At 32.6% G+C, this 17,828-nt stretch carries 14 protein-coding genes; 7 read left to right on the plus strand and 7 right to left on the minus strand.

All coding sequences use genetic code 11. The features are described 5' to 3' along the window. Nucleotides 1-37: 37 nt before the first annotated feature. From mazG to def, 3 genes are all read right to left on the minus strand, one after another. Nucleotides 38-811, minus strand: coding sequence for a nucleoside triphosphate pyrophosphohydrolase (gene mazG, locus ACSVH9_RS08330; protein WP_438063322.1), 774 nt, complete (start codon nucleotides 809-811; stop codon nucleotides 38-40). Between the two features lie 78 nt (nucleotides 812-889). Next, nucleotides 890-1,363 carry a DUF5606 family protein gene (locus ACSVH9_RS08335; protein WP_438063323.1) on the minus strand — a complete coding sequence of 158 codons (474 nt, stop codon included), beginning with the start codon at nucleotides 1,361-1,363 and terminating at the stop codon, nucleotides 890-892. Between the two features lie 78 nt (nucleotides 1,364-1,441). Then, nucleotides 1,442-2,029, minus strand: coding sequence for a peptide deformylase (gene def / locus ACSVH9_RS08340; protein ID WP_438063324.1), 588 nt, complete (start codon nucleotides 2,027-2,029; stop codon nucleotides 1,442-1,444). A gap of 194 nt (nucleotides 2,030-2,223) precedes the next feature. Between def and ACSVH9_RS08345 the strand changes: the two genes are divergently transcribed. Beyond that, entirely contained in the window at nucleotides 2,224-4,437 is a 2,214-nt protein-coding gene (locus ACSVH9_RS08345; RefSeq protein ID WP_438063325.1) for an FUSC family membrane protein, read from the plus strand. Nucleotides 4,438-4,492: 55 nt separating this feature from the next. Here ACSVH9_RS08345 and ACSVH9_RS08350 read toward each other — a convergent pair whose 3' ends face one another. The 3 genes from ACSVH9_RS08350 to ACSVH9_RS08360 form a co-directional block, all read right to left on the minus strand. Then, the gene (locus ACSVH9_RS08350) at nucleotides 4,493-5,983 is read right to left on the minus strand and encodes a malate:quinone oxidoreductase (protein WP_438063326.1); all 1,491 of its coding nucleotides are present in this window, start codon (nucleotides 5,981-5,983) and stop codon (nucleotides 4,493-4,495) included. A gap of 130 nt (nucleotides 5,984-6,113) precedes the next feature. Continuing rightward, nucleotides 6,114-6,524: a Holliday junction resolvase RuvX gene (gene ruvX / locus ACSVH9_RS08355; RefSeq protein WP_438063327.1), complete on the minus strand. Its 411-nt coding sequence runs from the start codon at nucleotides 6,522-6,524 to the stop codon at nucleotides 6,114-6,116. Between the two features lie 107 nt (nucleotides 6,525-6,631). Beyond that, nucleotides 6,632-7,246 carry a PAS domain-containing protein gene (locus tag ACSVH9_RS08360; RefSeq protein ID WP_438063328.1) on the minus strand — a complete coding sequence of 205 codons (615 nt, stop codon included), beginning with the start codon at nucleotides 7,244-7,246 and terminating at the stop codon, nucleotides 6,632-6,634. Nucleotides 7,247-7,513: 267 nt separating this feature from the next. Between ACSVH9_RS08360 and ACSVH9_RS08365 the strand changes: the two genes are divergently transcribed. The 4 genes from ACSVH9_RS08365 to ACSVH9_RS08380 all read left to right on the plus strand — a co-directional run bounded on the left by ACSVH9_RS08365 (nucleotide 7,514) and on the right by ACSVH9_RS08380 (nucleotide 12,433). After that, on the plus strand, nucleotides 7,514-8,329 hold the full coding sequence (locus tag ACSVH9_RS08365; RefSeq protein WP_159686265.1) for a 2,3,4,5-tetrahydropyridine-2,6-dicarboxylate N-succinyltransferase: 816 nt from the start codon (nucleotides 7,514-7,516) through the stop codon (nucleotides 8,327-8,329). 143 nt (nucleotides 8,330-8,472) lie between these two features. Continuing rightward, nucleotides 8,473-10,341 carry an LTA synthase family protein gene (locus tag ACSVH9_RS08370; protein ID WP_438063329.1) on the plus strand — a complete coding sequence of 623 codons (1,869 nt, stop codon included), beginning with the start codon at nucleotides 8,473-8,475 and terminating at the stop codon, nucleotides 10,339-10,341. 237 nt (nucleotides 10,342-10,578) lie between these two features. Further along, complete coding sequence (locus ACSVH9_RS08375; protein WP_438063330.1) at nucleotides 10,579-11,655, plus strand: glycosyltransferase family 9 protein; 1,077 nt, start codon at nucleotides 10,579-10,581, stop codon at nucleotides 11,653-11,655. Then, entirely contained in the window at nucleotides 11,645-12,433 is a 789-nt protein-coding gene (locus ACSVH9_RS08380; protein WP_438063331.1) for a glycosyltransferase family 2 protein, read from the plus strand. Before ACSVH9_RS08375 ends, ACSVH9_RS08380 begins: the two co-directional genes overlap by 11 nt. On the opposite strand, the gene ACSVH9_RS08385 is transcribed toward ACSVH9_RS08380, so the two are convergent. Then, on the minus strand, nucleotides 12,430-13,194 hold the full coding sequence (locus ACSVH9_RS08385) for a lipopolysaccharide kinase InaA family protein (RefSeq protein WP_438063332.1): 765 nt from the start codon (nucleotides 13,192-13,194) through the stop codon (nucleotides 12,430-12,432). The two genes, ACSVH9_RS08380 and ACSVH9_RS08385, sit on opposite strands and share 4 nt — an antisense overlap. A gap of 244 nt (nucleotides 13,195-13,438) precedes the next feature. Here ACSVH9_RS08385 and ACSVH9_RS08390 point away from each other — a divergent pair, with 244 nt between their 5' ends. Continuing rightward, nucleotides 13,439-14,338 (plus strand): polysaccharide pyruvyl transferase family protein, encoded by a 900-nt coding sequence (locus tag ACSVH9_RS08390; protein WP_438063333.1) that lies wholly within the window; start codon nucleotides 13,439-13,441, stop codon nucleotides 14,336-14,338. Between the two features lie 492 nt (nucleotides 14,339-14,830). Next, nucleotides 14,831-17,824 carry a SusC/RagA family TonB-linked outer membrane protein gene (locus ACSVH9_RS08395; protein WP_438063334.1) on the plus strand — a complete coding sequence of 998 codons (2,994 nt, stop codon included), beginning with the start codon at nucleotides 14,831-14,833 and terminating at the stop codon, nucleotides 17,822-17,824. The last annotated feature ends 4 nt before the right edge of the window (nucleotides 17,825-17,828 follow it).

The following is a 17,828-nucleotide window of genomic DNA, read 5'->3' on the forward strand; positions in this document are numbered from 1 at the left end:
TAAAGTAGAATTTTATAAAATGAGTGGTTGTTTTTCTTTAAAGCTTCTTGGCTTCATTCCAAAAAACATCCATTTCTGCCAAAGTCATATCCATAAGTGGTTTCCCTAGTTCTTCAGCTTTGCTTTCTAGGTATTGAAATCGCTTGATAAACTTTTTATTGGTTCGTTCCAAAGCGTCTTCTGGATTGATGTTTAAAAAACGGGCATAATTAATCATCGAAAATAAAACATCTCCAAACTCCGATTCCATTTTGTCTTGATTGCCCGCCGCTACTTCTTCTTGTAGCTCTTGCAATTCCTCTTGCACTTTGTCCCAAACTTGATGCGGTTCTTCCCAATCAAATCCTACTCCTTTAACTTTATCTTGAATTCGGCTAGCTTTCACCAAGGCTGGTAAACTTCTAGGAACGCCTTCTAAAACAGATTTTTTTCCTTCTTTTAGCTTGAGTTTTTCCCAGTTTTGCTTTACCTCTTCTTCATTCTCCACTACAGTATCTCCATAAATATGAGGATGACGGTGAATGAGTTTTTCACAAATTTCATTACAGACATCGGCAATATCAAAATCTTGTGTTTCGCTTCCGATTTTGGCATAAAAAACCAAATGAAGTAGCAAATCACCAAGCTCTTTTTTAACTTCATTTAAGTCATTATCTAAAATAGCATCCCCTAACTCATAGGTTTCTTCAATGGTTAAGTGACGTAATGATTGCAAGGTTTGTTTCTTGTCCCAAGGGCATTTTTCTCGCAATTCATCCATTATGGTTAACAATCGATCGAAGGCTGCTAACTGGTCGGCTCTAGAATTCATGATTTTGGTTTTTGGTAAAAATAAAAAAATCCTGTCAAGAAAACGACTTAACAGGATTTTATATTGATGTAATTACTACTACTCTTTTTTAGCTTTCGCTTTTTTTGGTTTTGCTTCAACAGCTACTTCTTCTGTAACTGATTCTTCATTTCCAACAGCTGCTGGTGCATCGTCAGTAACCAAACCTCTTTCTTGTAACATATTGTACCAGTTCAAGATTTTTTTTATATCTGATGCATATACTCTTTCTTCATCATATTCAGGAAGCACTTCTCTAAAATAAGCACTCAAAGTAGCATTATCTTCTTTATGAGAAATGGCTTTACCGTTGTTTTCTTTTTTAGCAATATTCGACATTACTTCAGCCAAAGGTTTCTCAGCATCATAGGTATAAACAGAGATTTCAGTCAACAAACTCACGTTACTTTTTAAACTTACAGTTACTTTTTTTCCATCTAATAAAGATTCTGCAACAAAACCTGTTCTTGTTTGTACTTTTAATGCAAATAAACCTGGTTTACCTGAAATCGCTAAAATTTTTTCTAAATTCATTGTATCTATTTTTATTGTTGGTTGTTAATAGTTTGGCTTGCATTATTTTGAAAATAAGCAGTAAAACTACACCCTAATTTATCTTCCTTTTTTGGCAAAAAATTTCATTCGGTACTCCTGAAATGTTTTTCCTTCCATGATATTTTTCAACTTCTTTTGAATCAATCTTTTTTTCAAAGATGATATTTTATCTGTGAACAAAATCCCTTCAATATGATCGTATTCGTGTTGAATAACTCTTGCTATCAAACCATCAAAAACTTCGGTTTTCATCACAAAATCCTCTTCACAGTATTCTATCGTCACAATCGGTTTTCTGTAAACGTCTTCACGCACATCTGGAATACTTAAACAACCTTCATTGAAAGCCCATTCTTCACCTTCTTCTTTGATGATTTTGGCATTAATAAATGTTCTTTTGAAACCTTTTAACTGATTTTGAGCCGCAGTTTCTAAATCGTCATCATCACTGAACGGTGTCGTATCAACTACAAACAAACGCAAAGGTAAACCTACTTGCTCTGCAGCCAAACCAACTCCAGAAGCATTGTACATGGTTTCATACATGTTTGCAATTACTTCTTTTAAGTTAGGATAATCTGGAGTAACTTCTTCTCCAACTTTTCTTAAAACAGGATCACCGTACCCTATAATTGGTAAAATCATTATTAATGTAATTAAGTTTATGCCACAAAAGGGATTCTTTCCTTTTTTATTGGTTGGCAAAAATAGTAAAATTTCAACAATGCCGAATTCGTAATGGAGAATAAGTTTCGTTTTTCCTTAATTAACCAAATTCGAAGCACAATTGTACACCTTAAGAAGCATACAATTCTTACCTTTGAAATGAAATTACCACTATGTTTGAAGAAATACGAAAATTTACCGATAGCACGCATTTCACCAATGCTTTGAAAGTCACTATAGCTACAGTAACTCCAGTATTGGTTTTTGCTTATTTGGGACATTTTGAAATGGGTTTCACTATTGCTTTAGGTGCTTTTTTCACCTATCCAAGTGATATACCAAGTAGCTTGAAGCATAAAATTAATGGGCTTATCGTAGCTGCTATTTTGGTTGCTTTTGCCAATTTATTGGTCAATCTGGCGTATCCTTACGGAATTATTTTTTATCCATTATTTGGCCTGCTCATTTTCCTGTTTTCGATGATTTCGGTGTATGGACAAAGAGCAACAGCGGTTTCATTTTCGTGCCTATTAGCTATTTGCTTATCATTTGCTCATTTGCATTCGGGTTGGGAAATGCTGCAATATTCTGGATTAATGTTTGCTGGAGGATTGTTTTATCTCTTGATTTCGTTGGTTTTTTATTACCTAAATCCGTATCGTTTTGTTGAATTGCAATTGGCTTCTTGTATTGACTTGACTGCAAAATATTTAAAACTTAGAGCCGATTTATGGAAAATTGATGCCGATAAAAAAACGATAATCGAAAAACAACTGGCTTTACAAGTCGAAATCAACACCAATCACGAGAACATTCGAAAAGTATTAATAGGCAACCAATCATTGTCTTCGGATTCGGCTCAAAATCGAAAACTCTTGATAGTATTTGTCAATCTAGTCGAAATATTAGAATTGGCATTGGCAACCGCTTTTGACCACAAAACACTACACGAAAAATTTGACGCCCATCCTCAAATCATCAAAAGCTACTCTACAATTGCTACCAATTTAAAAAAGACCTTGAAGCAATTGAGTAAAAATATTGAGAGCAGAACAACCTATCGCTCCAAGCATTCTTTAGTGGAAGATTTGAAAAAATTTGAAGCTACTATTTTAGCATACGAAAAAACATTAGGCAGTGACGATGCAAAAGAAGGCGTAATTATGTTGACTACTATGTTGCACTATGCCGAAAGTCAGGTTGAAAAAATAAAGATTATTGAGCGCGCGTTTAATCTAAAAATAAAAGAGGAAGATGTGAAAGTACATCGAAAAGAGTTAGAAAAGTTCCTTACGCCTCAATATTATCCTTTGTCTACCTTCATCAATAATTTGAGTTTCTCCTCTACTCTTTTTAGACATTCCCTTCGATTATCGATTACACTTTTGTTTGGCTTTTTGATTGGCACCTTTTTACCTTTTCAAAATGTATTTTGGATTTTACTCACCATCATTGTAATCATGCGTCCTGGATACGGACTAACCAAAGAGCGTTCGTTTCAGCGAACTTTTGGAACTTTCCTTGGAGGCTTTATTGCTTTTGGTTGTATCTATTTCATTGACAATAATGTCGTTTTGAGTTTGATGGCTATTTTATGTGTGCTTTTGGGTATGTCTTTTACCAACATTAGTTATAAAATCAGCGCTACTTTTGTAACGATGTATGTAGTTTTCTTGTACAGTATACTTACACCCAACATTGCCAATGTGATTGAATTTCGAATTATTGACACCATAGTTGGAGCTGTTTTGGCCTATACTTTCAATCATTTTGTTTGGCCTTCTTGGGAATTTATAAATACTCCTAATCATATAGAAAAAGTAATCCTCGCCAATAGAAAATACCTGAATGAAATTGCACTTTTCTACAACAAAAAAGGTAGTGTTACAACGGTTTATAAGGTCGCTAGAAAAAATGCCTTTATTGAGATTGGAAACCTTATGGCATCGTTTCAACGTATGAGTCAAGAACCAAAGTCAAAACAAAAAAAGATTGCTCAAGTATACAAATTGACTGTTTTGAATCATACCTTACTTTCTTCCATTGCATCTATGGGAACATACATTCAATCACACAAAACAACGGCTGCTTCTAACGCCTTCAATCGTGTGATGGCAACTGTCTTACAAAACTTAGACGATGCATTACTGGTTTTAAATCCCTCCTATTCCTCTGAAACCAATCCGATTTCAACTTCTGAAAAAGCAAAAGGATTTACGGAACTTATGGCTATCCGATTAAAAGAAATCACTGAGAAGAACCCTTCAGACACCGCTAATAAAGTTCAAATGCAAGAAGCGCAACTTATTATTGAACAATTGGTTTGGTTGATTAATCTTTCTGAAAATATTTTAAAAAACACTAAAATATTAGTAGAAAAGGAATAAAAAAAAGCCTCAAATTTCTGATTGAAAAAGAGGCTTTCTAAACACTATTGTTATTTTACAATTTCAAAACTTCAGCGGTGTTTTCTCTAACTTCCGCCAACAATGTTGGGTTTTCATTTAAAGCTTGTCCGTAAGATGGAATCATTTTTCTGATTTTCTCTTGCCATTCCGCAGATTGCATTTCTTGCTCGAAACATTTTCCAATCAACTCTAGCATTATACTTACAGCAGTAGATGCACCAGGAGACGCTCCAAGTAAAACTGCCAAGCTTCCGTCTTGAGTATTGATTACTTCTGTTCCAAATTCTAAAACACCGCCTTCTAACTCATCTCTTTTGATTACTTGTACACGTTGTCCGGCTTTCTCTAAATGCCAATCTTCAGATGAAGCATTTGGGAAATATTCTCTTAAAGCCTCAATACGTTCTTCTTGAGTAAGACGTACTTGTTCTATTAAATATTTCGTTAATGGCCAATTCTTCAATCCAGCTGAAATCATTGGATAAATATTATCTAACTGAATAGATTTAGGCAAATCAGTATAAGAACCATTCTTTAAAAATCGAGTAGAAAATCCAGCAAAAGGGCCAAACAACAAGGCTTTTTGTCCATCAATCATTCGAGTATCTAAGTGAGGAACCGACATAGGAGGCGCACCTACACTAGCTTTACCATAAACTTTAGCAGCATGCTGTGCGATAACTTCTGGGTTGGTACACTTTAACCATTGTCCGCTTACTGGGAAACCACCATATCCTTTTCCTTCTTCTATTTTTGCTTTTTCTAACAAAGGCAAAGAACCACCACCAGCACCAATAAATACGAACTTAGTATAGGCTTTTCTTTTTTGTCCAGTGGCTAAATCTGTGATTTTGATTCTCCAACGTTTGTCTTCTGTTTGTTTTAGTTTTCTAACTTCGTGGTCAAAGTAGATAGTCACACCTTCCAATTGAGTGAGGTAATGCAACATTTTTTTTGTCAACTCACCAAAGTTTACATCGGTACCAATATCCATTTTGGTAGCTGCTACCTTTTCAGATGCTTCTCTACCATTCATAACCAATGGCATCCATTTTTTTAATGCTTCAAAATCTGTAGCATACTCCATATCCTTAAATAATGGACTTTTTTGAAGTAATTCGAATCTATTTTTCAAGAACTCGACATTTTTTTCTCCCCAAACAAAGCTCAAGTGAGGTACTTTGCTAATGAATTCTTCTGGAGTAGTTATTTTATTTTGTTGGATAAGATACGCCCAGAATTGTTTAGAAACCTCATACGATTCGGCAATAGCAATGGCTTTTTTATCTGAAATAGTGCCCGCTTGGTCTTCAGGAGTATAATTCAGCTCACAAAAAGCAGAGTGTCCTGTACCAGCATTATTCCATGCATCAGTGCTCTCAAGAGCTGCTGCATCTAATCGTTCAAAAATTTCAATTTGTAAATCGGGTTGTAACTCTTTAAGTATCAAACCTAGAGTGGCACTCATAATTCCTGCACCAATTAAAACCACATCACTATTGGTACGTATTGTTGTATCTGGCATAATCATTATTTTTTTAAAGGTGCAAAAGTAGTCTTTAAAAAATCAAAATAAAACCAAATTTGTAAAGAGTTAATTTACAAAACCAACAATAAAAATAAAGTATGTTATAAGTTGTACTAAAGCAAGGTAATTACTTTCTATTCAAATAATCTTGCAGCATAATTGTAGCTGAAATTTCATCGATAAGCGCTTTATTTTGGCGCTGTTTTTTGTTTAATCCACTATCAATCATCGTTTGAAAAGCCATTTTAGAAGTAAATCTTTCATCGACACGAATGACTTTCATTTCAGGAAAATGATTGGTAAAATGCGTCACAAATCCTTTGATGATAGAGGCGCTTTGAGAAGGCTCTCCGTTCATTTGTTTGGGTTCTCCAATCAATACCGCTTCGACTTTTTCTTTGGAAAAATACTCTTTCAAGAAATCAATTGCAGTAGCTGATGGGATAGTTGTTAAGCCTGAGGCTATAATTTGCAACTCATCAGTAACTGCTATTCCAGTTCGTTTTTGTCCGTAATCTATGGCGAGAATTCTTGGCATTTGTAACTTTTTTATTGGAGCAAAGATACACAAAGAAATCTATTGAGTAAAAAACACAAACCGCTACAAAGTAGTGGAGCGGTTTGTGTGTAATACAATTTCAAAAACTAAAGAATACCAAAAAAACGTTTAAAGAACCCTCTTTCCTCTTCTACCGCAATTGGAGAATCAGGTTGTTGTGAACGCTCGTACTCCGTAAATAAGTCATTAATATACTCAACGTAGGAACGGTTTTTTTCTTCTAAAAAACCAATCAAATACTTTTCACTGTATTCTACTCCGCTTGCTTTCTCAATTTGTAGCAACTTTTTATACAAAGGTTCAATATGATTAGAGATGATTTCTTGAGGAACGGCTCTTCTTCTTCCAAAATAATTGGTGATTTCTCCATTTTCATTTTTGGTTGATTCAAAATCAGTAACTACCCAATAGTACCTTCCTGATTTTGCTAAATTTTTCACAACTGCATGAAAGTTCACACCTTGTTTTAAATTTTCCCAAAGCACCTTAAAAAGTACTTTTGGCATGTCTGGATGTCTGATAATACTATGAGGTTGTCCCATAAGTTCGTAATCTTCGTATCCGCAAACATCAACAAAAACCTCATTTGCATATTCGATGATTCCTCGATGGTCTGTTTTACTCATAATAACCCTCGACTTGTCCCAAACTACCTCTTTGTCAATGATAGTCGGCTGTTTAAATAACTGATTTGATTCCATTTTTCTGGTTTAAGGTTGGTTTTACTTTTGTATTGCTTATCGTACAATAAGATAATGGGCAAAAATATATATTACACATTTTTTAAAATATGATTTTTATCATTTGCCTTTCGATATCGATATCGGAAATGGAATTTTCTTTTGTTTTACGCTTATAGATTCGTTTTACTAATTATTTTTCACAAAAAGATTAAAAATGTTACTATTAATTGAACAAAGTTAGATTTACAAAAAATCGAATTATCTTTGTAAAAAAATATTTTTAACATGAACGAATTACAAACTATTATAGAGCAAGCTTGGGAAAACAGAGCTTTATTACAAGAAACCACTACAACCGATGCAATAAGAGAAGTAATTGAATTACTTGATGCAGGTAAACTTCGCGTTGCAGAACCTGTTGGTGATGGATGGCAAGTAAATGAATGGGTTAAAAAAGCAGTGGTAATGTACTTCCCTATTCAAAAAATGGAAACTTGGGAATCTGGAATTTTTGAGTATCATGACAAAATGTTATTAAAAAGAGGATATGCCGAAAAAGGAATTCGTGTGGTTCCCAATGCTGTAGCACGTTATGGAGCTTATATCTCAAGTGGTGTGATTTTAATGCCTAGTTATGTGAATATTGGTGCATACGTAGACGAAGGAACTATGGTAGATACTTGGGCTACTGTTGGAAGTTGTGCGCAAATTGGTAAAAACGTACATTTAAGTGGTGGTGTTGGTATTGGTGGTGTTTTAGAACCTTTACAAGCGGCTCCAGTAATTATTGAAGACGGTGCTTTCATTGGTTCTCGTTGTATTGTTGTTGAAGGTGTTCACGTAGGAAAAGAAGCGGTGCTTGGAGCTAACGTTTGCTTGACTGCCTCAACAAAAATTATTGATGTAACTGGTGATGAACCTGTCGAAATGAAAGGCTTTGTTCCTGCACGTTCTGTAGTAATTCCTGGAAGTTATACTAAAAAATTCGCTGCAGGTGAATTCCAAGTTCCTTGTGCTTTAATTATTGGAACTCGTAAACCTTCAACAGACTTAAAAACCTCACTAAACAATGCACTTCGCGAATATGATGTTGCGGTTTAAGCTTTTATTTTAAGTAAATATAGAAATCCAATTTATACTAAATTAGCTATAAATTGGATTTTTTTTAACAAACAAAAATTTACAATGTAAATTAATTGTTAAGTAAAAAAATTTTTCTAATATTTGTCGAATAAATTATTCGCATGTCAGATTACTTCAAAAGTGTAGCGCTTTTTTTTAAGCGCTTTTTCATTGTTCTTTGCATTTATCAAATTTGCAGATTTTTATTTTATTTCTTTAATAAAAATTCTTTTGAAAACGTTTCATCAAATGCTTTTTTAGCAGGAATTCGTTTTGACTTATCAGCAATTGCTTATATCAATTTGATACTAGCAATTTTCCATTTTATTCCAGGCGCGTTTAAGTTCAACTCTAAATTTCAAAAAACACTAAAGGTTTGTTTCTACACGATAAATTTAGTTTTCATCTTAACCAATTTTGTTGATTTTGAATACTATAAATTTACAGGAAGAAGAAGTACTTTTGGAATGATTACAGCTAGTGGAATGGAAAATGAAATTGGTGGCTTAATCATTTCTTTTGTAACAGAATTTTGGTACTTACCCATTATTGCTTTGATTTTAGGAATACTATTTTGGAAAGTAATCCCTAATTTAAAATATGAAAAACAGCAAAATGGCAACTGGAAACAAATCACAATACAATCTGCTTTTTTCTTGATTTTAATGGGATTTACTTTCTTACTAGGTCGAGGTGGTTTTCAGAAAAAACCATTACGAATTGTAGATGGAATAAGTTATGGTGCTTTAAATCAATCTGCAATTGTACTAAATACTCCTTTTTGCATCCTCAAAACCATTTCAAAAAAGGAAACCATAGAATCCTCTAATTATTATTCCGATAAAGAAAAATTAAATAGCGTTTTCAATCCTGTTACAACAATAGCTTCTAACAAAAAAACAATAAAAAAAAATGTAGTCATCATTATTTTAGAAAGTTTTGGAAGAGAAAATATTCAACACGGACAAACCCCTTTCTTTGACCAACTAATAACAAAGTCACTATTCTTTGAAAACGGATTTGCTAATGGTAAACTTTCCATAGACGCTGTACCTTCAACCCTTTCGAGTATTCCAAGTTTAATGAATAATTCACTAATTACATCAAGTTATTCAATCAACGAAGTCTATGGTTTGCCTAAAATTTTAAAAGAAAACGGTTATCAAACTGCTTTTTTTCATGGTGCATTTAATGGAAGTCAAAATTTTGACCAATATTGTAAAGTTGCTGGTTTTGATAAGTATTTCGGTAAAGACGAATATGTTGGTCCAAATGCTTTTGATGGAAGGTGGGGGATTTTTGATGAAGAATTTATGCAGTTTTTTTCAACTAAAATAAACGAGTTCAAACAACCTTTCTTTAGTACAATCTTCACAATTTCATCACATAACCCTTATATTATTCCAAAAAAATACACAGGAAAATTCCCAAAAGGAACTACTAAAATTCAAGAAAGTATTGCCTATACAGACTATGCTCTAAAACACTTTTTTGAAACTGCTTCAAAACAAAGTTGGTACAATAACACATTATTTGTAATCACGGCAGATCATACTTCCTCAGAGCCTACTGAAAGTAAATTTAAAACCAATATTGGTAAATTTAGAATTCCTATTCTCTTTTTTGACCCTTCAAATCCTTCTATTGTAGGAAAAAATGAAAAAAACATACAGCAGATTGATATTATGCCATCTATTATTGATTATTTAAATATCAAAAGCAAAATGATTACATACGGTAAATCCTATAAATCAAAAAAAGATTTTGTTGTTTATTATTTAGACAATACTTACCATTACATTTCAGGGGATTACTATTTAGCTTTTGACGGTAAAGAAACATTAGCGCTTTATAACTTTAAAAAAGATGAACTGCTTAAGACTAACTTAATGAATTCTGAAAAAGAAAAAAGACAGAAAATGGAAGCTTTCATAAAGGCATACATACAATCATTTAAAGAAAGAATGATCAAAAACAAATTAACAATTTAATGGTTCTCGCCTTTTTTTAAAAAGACAATCAAACTTCATAACACATTAGAAGAAAAAGCATAAAAGATACTCTAGATTAAAAAAAAATCAATTGATTCTTTTTGTCATTAATTTAAGCTGACCAGAAAAAATTAAAACCAATTAAATTTTGTCTTGAAAGTTAGCCATGAAAAACAAATTAGCAAAATTTGTTTTTTTTGCTTCAATTTGTATCTGTAAAAAAGATGCCAAAATAAAATGAAAATACTTGTTATACAACAAAAAATGATTGGTGATGTACTTATCAGTTCTATCATTTGTAATAATCTAAGAAAAGCCTACCCGAAAGCGCAAATTGATTATTTGGTTTACGAAGCTACAACTCCAGTATTGGAAGGAAATACAAATATTGACAATATCATTTTATTTCAAGAAAAACATCGTAAAAGTAAGAGCGCTTTACTACAATTAGCACTTACCATCAGAGCCACAAAATACGATGTATTGATTGATGCTTATTCGAAACTAGAAAGCTGGTTGCTCGTAGCACTTAGCGGTGCCAAAAGAAAAATTTCTTATAAGAAACCGGGACGCACTTTTTTATACACAGACAATGTTCCATTTGAAGCTTATCCAGAGACCAATCTTGGTCTAGCTATCGAAAGACGCCTTTCGTTAATTAAACCTCTTGGATTATCAATATCCATTGATCCTTTACCTAAATTATTCGTTACAGAGGAAGAAACCAGTAAAGCCAAGACACTTTTAGAAGAGCATCAAGTAAAAAGCGACAAAAAAAAGATCATGATTAGTCTTTTGGGTAGCGAGAATCTAAAAACCTATCCGCTTCATTATATGGCAAAGGTAGTTGACAGCATAGCAAGCAAAAGCGATATAGCGATTCTTTTTAACTATTTCCCGAAACAACTAGAAGCTGCCAAAACTGTTTATGATGCTTGCCAAAAAGAAACCCAACAAAAGATTTATTTTGAGGTATTGGGAGGAGATTTGCGTTCTTATATAGCACTTATGAACGAATGCGATGTGATTATAGGCAACGATGGAGGCGCCATCAATATGGCAAAAGCCTTAAACAAACCTTCTTTTATCATCTTTTCTCCATGGATAGAAAAGAAAATTTGGGCTACTTTTGAAGACGGTATTCAGCATTGTTCAGTCCATCTACAAGATTTTAAACCCGAATTATTTGTTTCAAAATCCGAAAAAGAACTTAAGAAAGAGGCGCTTGCATTGTATCAAGAGTTCAAACCTGAATTTTTCTTAGAGCAGTTAAATCAATTTCTAGATCAAAATGTAACTAATTTTGGAAAATAGTAGTAGCAATTCTGCAAAATTAGAAAAGGGATTAAGTGCCTTAATAATCACTTTCAATGAAGAAAGCAATATAAAAAGCGCCATCGAAAACTTGGCTTTTGCTGATGAAATCATTATTATAGATTCTTACAGCACAGATGCTACGGTAAGCATCGCTTCAAGTTTTGAAAATGTAAAAATCATACAAAACAATTTCATCAACTATGCGGACCAACGCAATTTTGCAATTAGTTTGGCTTCCTTCTCTTGGATTCTTTTTATTGATGCCGATGAAAGAATTAATCCTGCTCTAGAAGAAGAAATCAAAACTATCATTCAAAAAGAAAACTCAATTGTGGCCTATGAATTCAATCGAACTTTCTTGTTCAATAAGGAACCATTACATTTTAGTGGATGGCAAACCGATAAAATTTATCGCCTTTTCCGAAAAGAAAACTGCTTTTACGACATTAATAAAATAGTTCACGAAAAACTCATTGTCAATGGAAAATCAGCCGTGGTGAAGCACAAACTCATGCATTATTCGTATACTGATTTTTCGCCTTACAAACGCAAAATGATACAATATGGAAAAATGAAAGCCATTGAAGAATTGAACAAAGGAACGGTTCCAAATATTTTTCATTTTTATATTCGACCCGTATATCAATTTCTCTATCAATACATCATTCGATTAGGAATTTTTGATGGTAAAAAGGGTATCATAATCTGTTTCTTAAATGCCTACAGTGTCTACATTCGCTTTCAAGAATTAAAAAAACTACGTTCGAACAACTAAGCCTTCCAAAATTTTAGTCGTTTCTTTAATCGTTTCTTTTTGGTAAATTTTTGTTGAAAATCTTGCGTAAAAAACCACATTTTTTCAAAGACAATTTCTTTAGATTGAGGATAAAACTTTGCATATTCTTCACTCATAATAGCAATCATTTCCTTTTTTGGCGTCAATCTACTTAGGTTTTTCATTCTCATATCAAAATCCATAGTTGTATGGAAATTCATTCTATTTAAATCTACCAAATAAAAAGCATATTTCTGGTCTCCAACTTTTTTAATCAAAGTATTCCCTGGCGAATGGTCTAAAAACTCAATTCCTTTCTCATGTAAATCAAAACAGAATTGTGTAAACTGTCGTAAGATGATTTCATTTTCAGGATATTCCGGAATTTCAACTAATTCTCGAAAGGTTAATTCGGTTACCAAATGTTCACTTACGTAAAAACTACTCGTCAAACCAAGCCAATTATAATTTTCTAAATAAGCAATAGGCTGCGGAGTACCAATCCCTTTTTCTAGCAAAGTGGTTGCATATTCAAAAGAACGTCTTGCTTTTGATTTCCTAAAATAACGATAAGCGATTTTATTGATTAGATTCGGAATTTTAAATGATTTAATATTAATAGTTTTATCATCCCATTCAAACAACTTGATTTTATTTCGTTGTCCATTTCCAAAAAGAATTCCTGATGATTGAAAAGTTAAGATACACTCTTGAATTTTCGCATCAAAAGCACTAAACAATGGACTTACAACATACTTCATAGACTAAATAAATTAAAATGAGGATTTTAGAATGAAGTTACCACTAAAAGCATTAGTCTCTTTCATTTAAAACTTTAGTGCAAAGGTAAGTTTTGCTGAGCGTTTTACAAATTGTTTCGATTTTAAAGTAAATAGAATCCTTTACATTACATATACGGTCTTATATAAAATTTGGTTATAAAAACACAAAGCATGTATCTTTACGCACTGAAATTTCCGAACTAATACAACTAAATCCATCCTAATGGCGATATCTTCTATCTTTTCATCATTACAAAAAACAATCTCTTCTAAAATTGTTCTTAACACTATTGCTCGTAATTCACAAGAGAACAATGGAATTGTAAACATCCACAGGATTGATGAAAAAAATATAGGAGATTATTATTGTGCTCCTCATCACTATTTTGATCAATTAAAAGAATCATTAGATATCTTTGATTACAAAAGTTTAAATCCAGCTATAAAACAAAACTATATCGATTCAATTTCCCAAAATTCCTTAGTTATAGGTGGTGGAGGATTACTTAATCGAGGAAGCTTTGATAAACAAATGCATTTATTTGAAAAATTAAGTCAAAAAAATAAAAAAATGGTTTTGTGGGGCTTAGGACATAACGAAAAAAATCCTAAAGCTTTTGGCAAAGTAACTAAATACAATATTGATACACAAAAATTTGGTTTAGTAGGTGTACGCGATTATGATATGAAAGAAGAGTGGGTTCCTTGTGCGAGTTGTTTACATCCTATATTAGACACTAAATCAGAAGTAATTAATGAGATTGGATTAATCTTTCACAAAAAAACGCTCAATAACCCCAAAGTTTTAGGAAAATTCAAGAATTACCCTTCTACTTCAAATACTACAAGTTTAGAGGATATTATTTCATTTATAGCCAAAACAGACACAGTAGTAACCGATAGTTATCATGCTATGTATTGGAGTATGTTAATGAATAAAAAAGTAGTCGTTTTCCCTAATTCTTCTAAATTTTTCACTTTTAAATACCAACCTGTTTTTTCATCAATTGACACCTTCAAATTGGATTGCAAAAAAGCACAAAATTATTCTGGTATTTTGGAAGAGTGTAGAGATATCAATTTAAAATTCTCCGAAAAAGCATTTGATTACCTAGGGTACTAAAGACAAATGTTATAACGAATTCTACTTCTTTTATAAAAGTCTGTCATAACTATTGTTCTTTTATAATGCTTAAAGTTATTCAAGCCTATCCATTTAATTCCTGTTGTAAATTCAACAGTATTTTATAACTTTCTTTATGAATACAACAAAAAAAATCTTCACTTTTTTTTAGATGCAAAAAAATAGTTAATAAAAATAGCAAAACCGTTCACTAAGTCAAATATTCACTCGAAAAGACCTTTTAAAAGATAAATTTTACTTAACAAAAGGCAAAAATCAGTCAAATATTATTTTTAACAAGCTAAATCTCATTACTTGAAAATGAAAATTTATCAAAAAACACATATAAATTACATAAATTAAACATATTTTTAAGTTTAAAAGTCAATTATTCACAAAAAGAATATCGATAAAGACATTTATGTAAAATTAATTTTTTTCATTAACATTATATTATGATATTTGGCTCAACTAATCTTAAATAATTTTAACATGAGAATCAATTTTAAGCATTTCTTAAGTTTGCTTTTTGCATTGTTTGTGCAAATAGCAATAGCTCAAGAAATAACAGTATCTGGAGTTGTTACAGATCAAGCTGGAATACCAATTCCAGGAGCTAACGTACTTGTTAAGGGTACAAAATCAAGCACACAAACAGATTTTTCTGGAAATTTTGCAATTAAAGCTTCCTCAAATGATGTTTTAGTAGTAAGTTTTGTAGGTATGTCAACAGTTGAAGTAAAAGCCTCAGGAAGAGTTGCTGTTAAACTGAAAGATGCTTCAAATTTACTAGAGAATGTTGTAGTAGTAGGTTACGGTACTCAATCAAAAAAGAAGTCTACTGATGCAATCGCAAGAGTAACTGCAAAAGACATTCAACAAATTCCTGTTTCAAACGTTCAGAATGCTTTGGTTGGTAAATTAGCTGGGGTTCAAATTACACAAACTAACGGTAAAGTCGAAGGTGGGGTAAGTGTACGTGTAAGAGGTTCAGCAAGTATTAGTGCTGGTAAGGAACCACTTTATGTATTAGACGGAATTCCTTTGATTACAACTAATGAATCAAATAATGGTGCTCCAACAAATCCATTGTTGACATTAAGTACAAACGAAATCGAATCGATTGACGTGTTAAAAGACGCTTCATCAGCTGCAATTTATGGAGCTAGAGGAGCAAACGGAGTTGTAATTATAACAACAAAAAAAGGTAAAGAAGGTAAAGGAACTTTTTCTATCAATTTATCTCAAGGAGTAAGTGAGGCTACACATAAAAGAAAATGGTTGAACGCTGCTCAATATGTAGAGTTATTTACTGAAGCTTCTATAAACGGTACTGGTGATGCAGCTGAAGCTGAATCTTATTTTGATGCTTATGCTGCGGGTACTGACTGGAGAAATTTAGAAGTAGATACTGATTGGCAAGATTTAGCATTTAGAAACGGATTTTCAACAGATGCAGATTTTTCTGTTTCTGGTGGTGATGCCAAAACAAAATATTTTTTCTCTGGAGCTTATAACAATACTTCAGGAATTATAGTTAATAACGATTTAGAAAGAGTTACAGCTAGAACGAATATTTCACATAAACTAACTGATCGTTTTACAGCAGGTATGAACTTGAGTTTCTCAAGATCTCAAATCAATAGAGTTCAAGATGACAATTCATTTACTACACCTTTACAAATGGTTGCTCAATCACCTTTGGCTCCTGCACGTTTAGCTGATGGTTCTCCAAACCAAAACACAGAATATATAAATTATTTTCAAGCAGCAGACAACTCTTTCTACAAAACTATAGTTAGAAGAGTTATTGGTAAGGTATATGGAGAATTTAAAATTCTTTCATTTTTAAAAGCTAATAGCGATTTTTCATATGATTTGATGTCACAAACTGAAGATGCATGGTATGGAAAAAACTATCCTGGAATAGGTACTGATGGTGAGGTTTTTGCTAGTTCAGTAAATAACGAAACTTATATCACAAGTAACTACTTAACTTTTGATAAAACATTTGCAGAAAAGCATGACGTAAATATCGTAGCAGGTATGGAATTTAATAAATTCAATAGAAGATACCAAGATGTTACAAGTATCTACTTCCCTAATGATACTTTTACAACTATTGATGGTGGTGCTGAAGTTAATGCAGGTTCAGGAAATGAAACAGATTACACTTTTGTTTCTCAATTTGGAAGATTAAGCTACTCTTTTGCAAACAAATACTTAGTAAAAGCAAGTATCCGTCGTGATGGCTCTTCAAGATTTGGAGTAAACAACAGATTCGGTATCTTTCCAGCTGTATCTGCAGGATGGGTAGTATCAGAAGAAAACTTCTTAAAAGACAATTCTATTTTATCTTACTTAAAACTTAAAGGTAGCTGGGGTAAACTTGGAAATGCAGAATTAGGAAACTTTGCCTCTAGACAATTCTATGGACCTAACTCATACAATCTTAAATCAGGATTAACTTTTAATCAAGCTGGAAACCCAGACTTGACTTGGGAGAAATCATCTCAAATTGACTTTGGAGCTGAAGTAGGATTCTTAAACAGAATCAATCTTGAAGCGGATTACTACAAAAAAACAACCGATGGCTTATTGTTTAGTGTACCTCTTTCTTTAAGTTCTGGTGCAACCTCAATTAACCAAAACATTGGAGAAATCGAAAGTAAAGGGATTGAATTTGTATTGAATACTAAAAACATTGATACAGAAAATTTCAAATGGAGTACAAATTTTAATGTAACAACTAACAAAACAAAAGTCCTTTCATTACCTAATGGTAACAAAGATATAGTTGGTGCATTTACAATTAACCGTGTTGGAGATAATGTTTCTTCTTTCTATTTAAAAGAATATGCTGGAGTAGACCCTGCAAATGGTGATGCTTTGTATTATGATGGAACTCTAACAGTAAATACAGATGGAACTGTAGAAAGAAATACTACAAATGATTATGCTGCTGCACCAAGAGTAATTGCTGGGAATCCTTTCCCTACTTTGATGGCAGGTTTAACTAATACTATCAATTACAAAGGTTTAGATTTTTCTTTCACATTCCAAGGAGAATGGGGAGCAAGCATCTACAATTCAGCAGGTATATTCCAATCTGTATCAGGAGATTATCTTGATAACCAAACAGTTGATCAATTAAACCGTTGGAGAAACCCAGGGGACATTACTAATGTACCACAAGCTAGACTTTATGGAAGCAATGGAACTGGTCATTCTACTAGATTCTTAGACAAAGCAGACTTTGTTCGTCTTAGAAACTTAACCATTGGTTTTACACTACCTAGTAGTGTTGTAAAAGATTTAGGAATGAGTAGTGTTCGTTTTTATGGCACTGGAGTAAATTTACTTACTTTTACTAACTATTCTGGCTATGATCCAGAAGCAAGAAGAGATGATTCAGGTATTGGTGAAGAATTTTATTCTGCTCCTCCAGCTAGAACAATTGCATTAGGTGTAAATATTAATTTCTAATTAT

The organism is Flavobacterium sp. RSSB_23 (assembly GCF_051547145.1).
Lineage (GTDB): Bacteria > Bacteroidota > Bacteroidia > Flavobacteriales > Flavobacteriaceae > Flavobacterium.

Coding starts and splice junctions, on each gene's coding strand:
- mazG (WP_438063322.1), bottom strand. CDS start 811: ATGAATTCTAGAGCCGACCAGTTAGCAGCCTTCGATCGATTGTTAACC.
- ACSVH9_RS08335 (WP_438063323.1), bottom strand. CDS start 1,363: ATGAATTTAGAAAAAATTTTAGCGATTTCAGGTAAACCAGGTTTATTT.
- ACSVH9_RS08350 (WP_438063326.1), bottom strand. CDS start 5,983: ATGCCAGATACAACAATACGTACCAATAGTGATGTGGTTTTAATTGGT.
- ACSVH9_RS08365 (WP_159686265.1), top strand. CDS start 7,514: ATGAACGAATTACAAACTATTATAGAGCAAGCTTGGGAAAACAGAGCT.
- ACSVH9_RS08390 (WP_438063333.1), top strand. CDS start 13,439: ATGGCGATATCTTCTATCTTTTCATCATTACAAAAAACAATCTCTTCT.
- ACSVH9_RS08345 (WP_438063325.1), top strand. CDS start 2,224: ATGTTTGAAGAAATACGAAAATTTACCGATAGCACGCATTTCACCAAT.
- ACSVH9_RS08360 (WP_438063328.1), bottom strand. CDS start 7,246: ATGGAATCAAATCAGTTATTTAAACAGCCGACTATCATTGACAAAGAG.
- ruvX (WP_438063327.1), bottom strand. CDS start 6,524: ATGCCAAGAATTCTCGCCATAGATTACGGACAAAAACGAACTGGAATA.
- ACSVH9_RS08385 (WP_438063332.1), bottom strand. CDS start 13,194: ATGAAGTATGTTGTAAGTCCATTGTTTAGTGCTTTTGATGCGAAAATT.
- ACSVH9_RS08375 (WP_438063330.1), top strand. CDS start 10,579: ATGAAAATACTTGTTATACAACAAAAAATGATTGGTGATGTACTTATC.
- ACSVH9_RS08395 (WP_438063334.1), top strand. CDS start 14,831: ATGAGAATCAATTTTAAGCATTTCTTAAGTTTGCTTTTTGCATTGTTT.
- def (WP_438063324.1), bottom strand. CDS start 2,029: ATGATTTTACCAATTATAGGGTACGGTGATCCTGTTTTAAGAAAAGTT.
- ACSVH9_RS08370 (WP_438063329.1), top strand. CDS start 8,473: ATGTCAGATTACTTCAAAAGTGTAGCGCTTTTTTTTAAGCGCTTTTTC.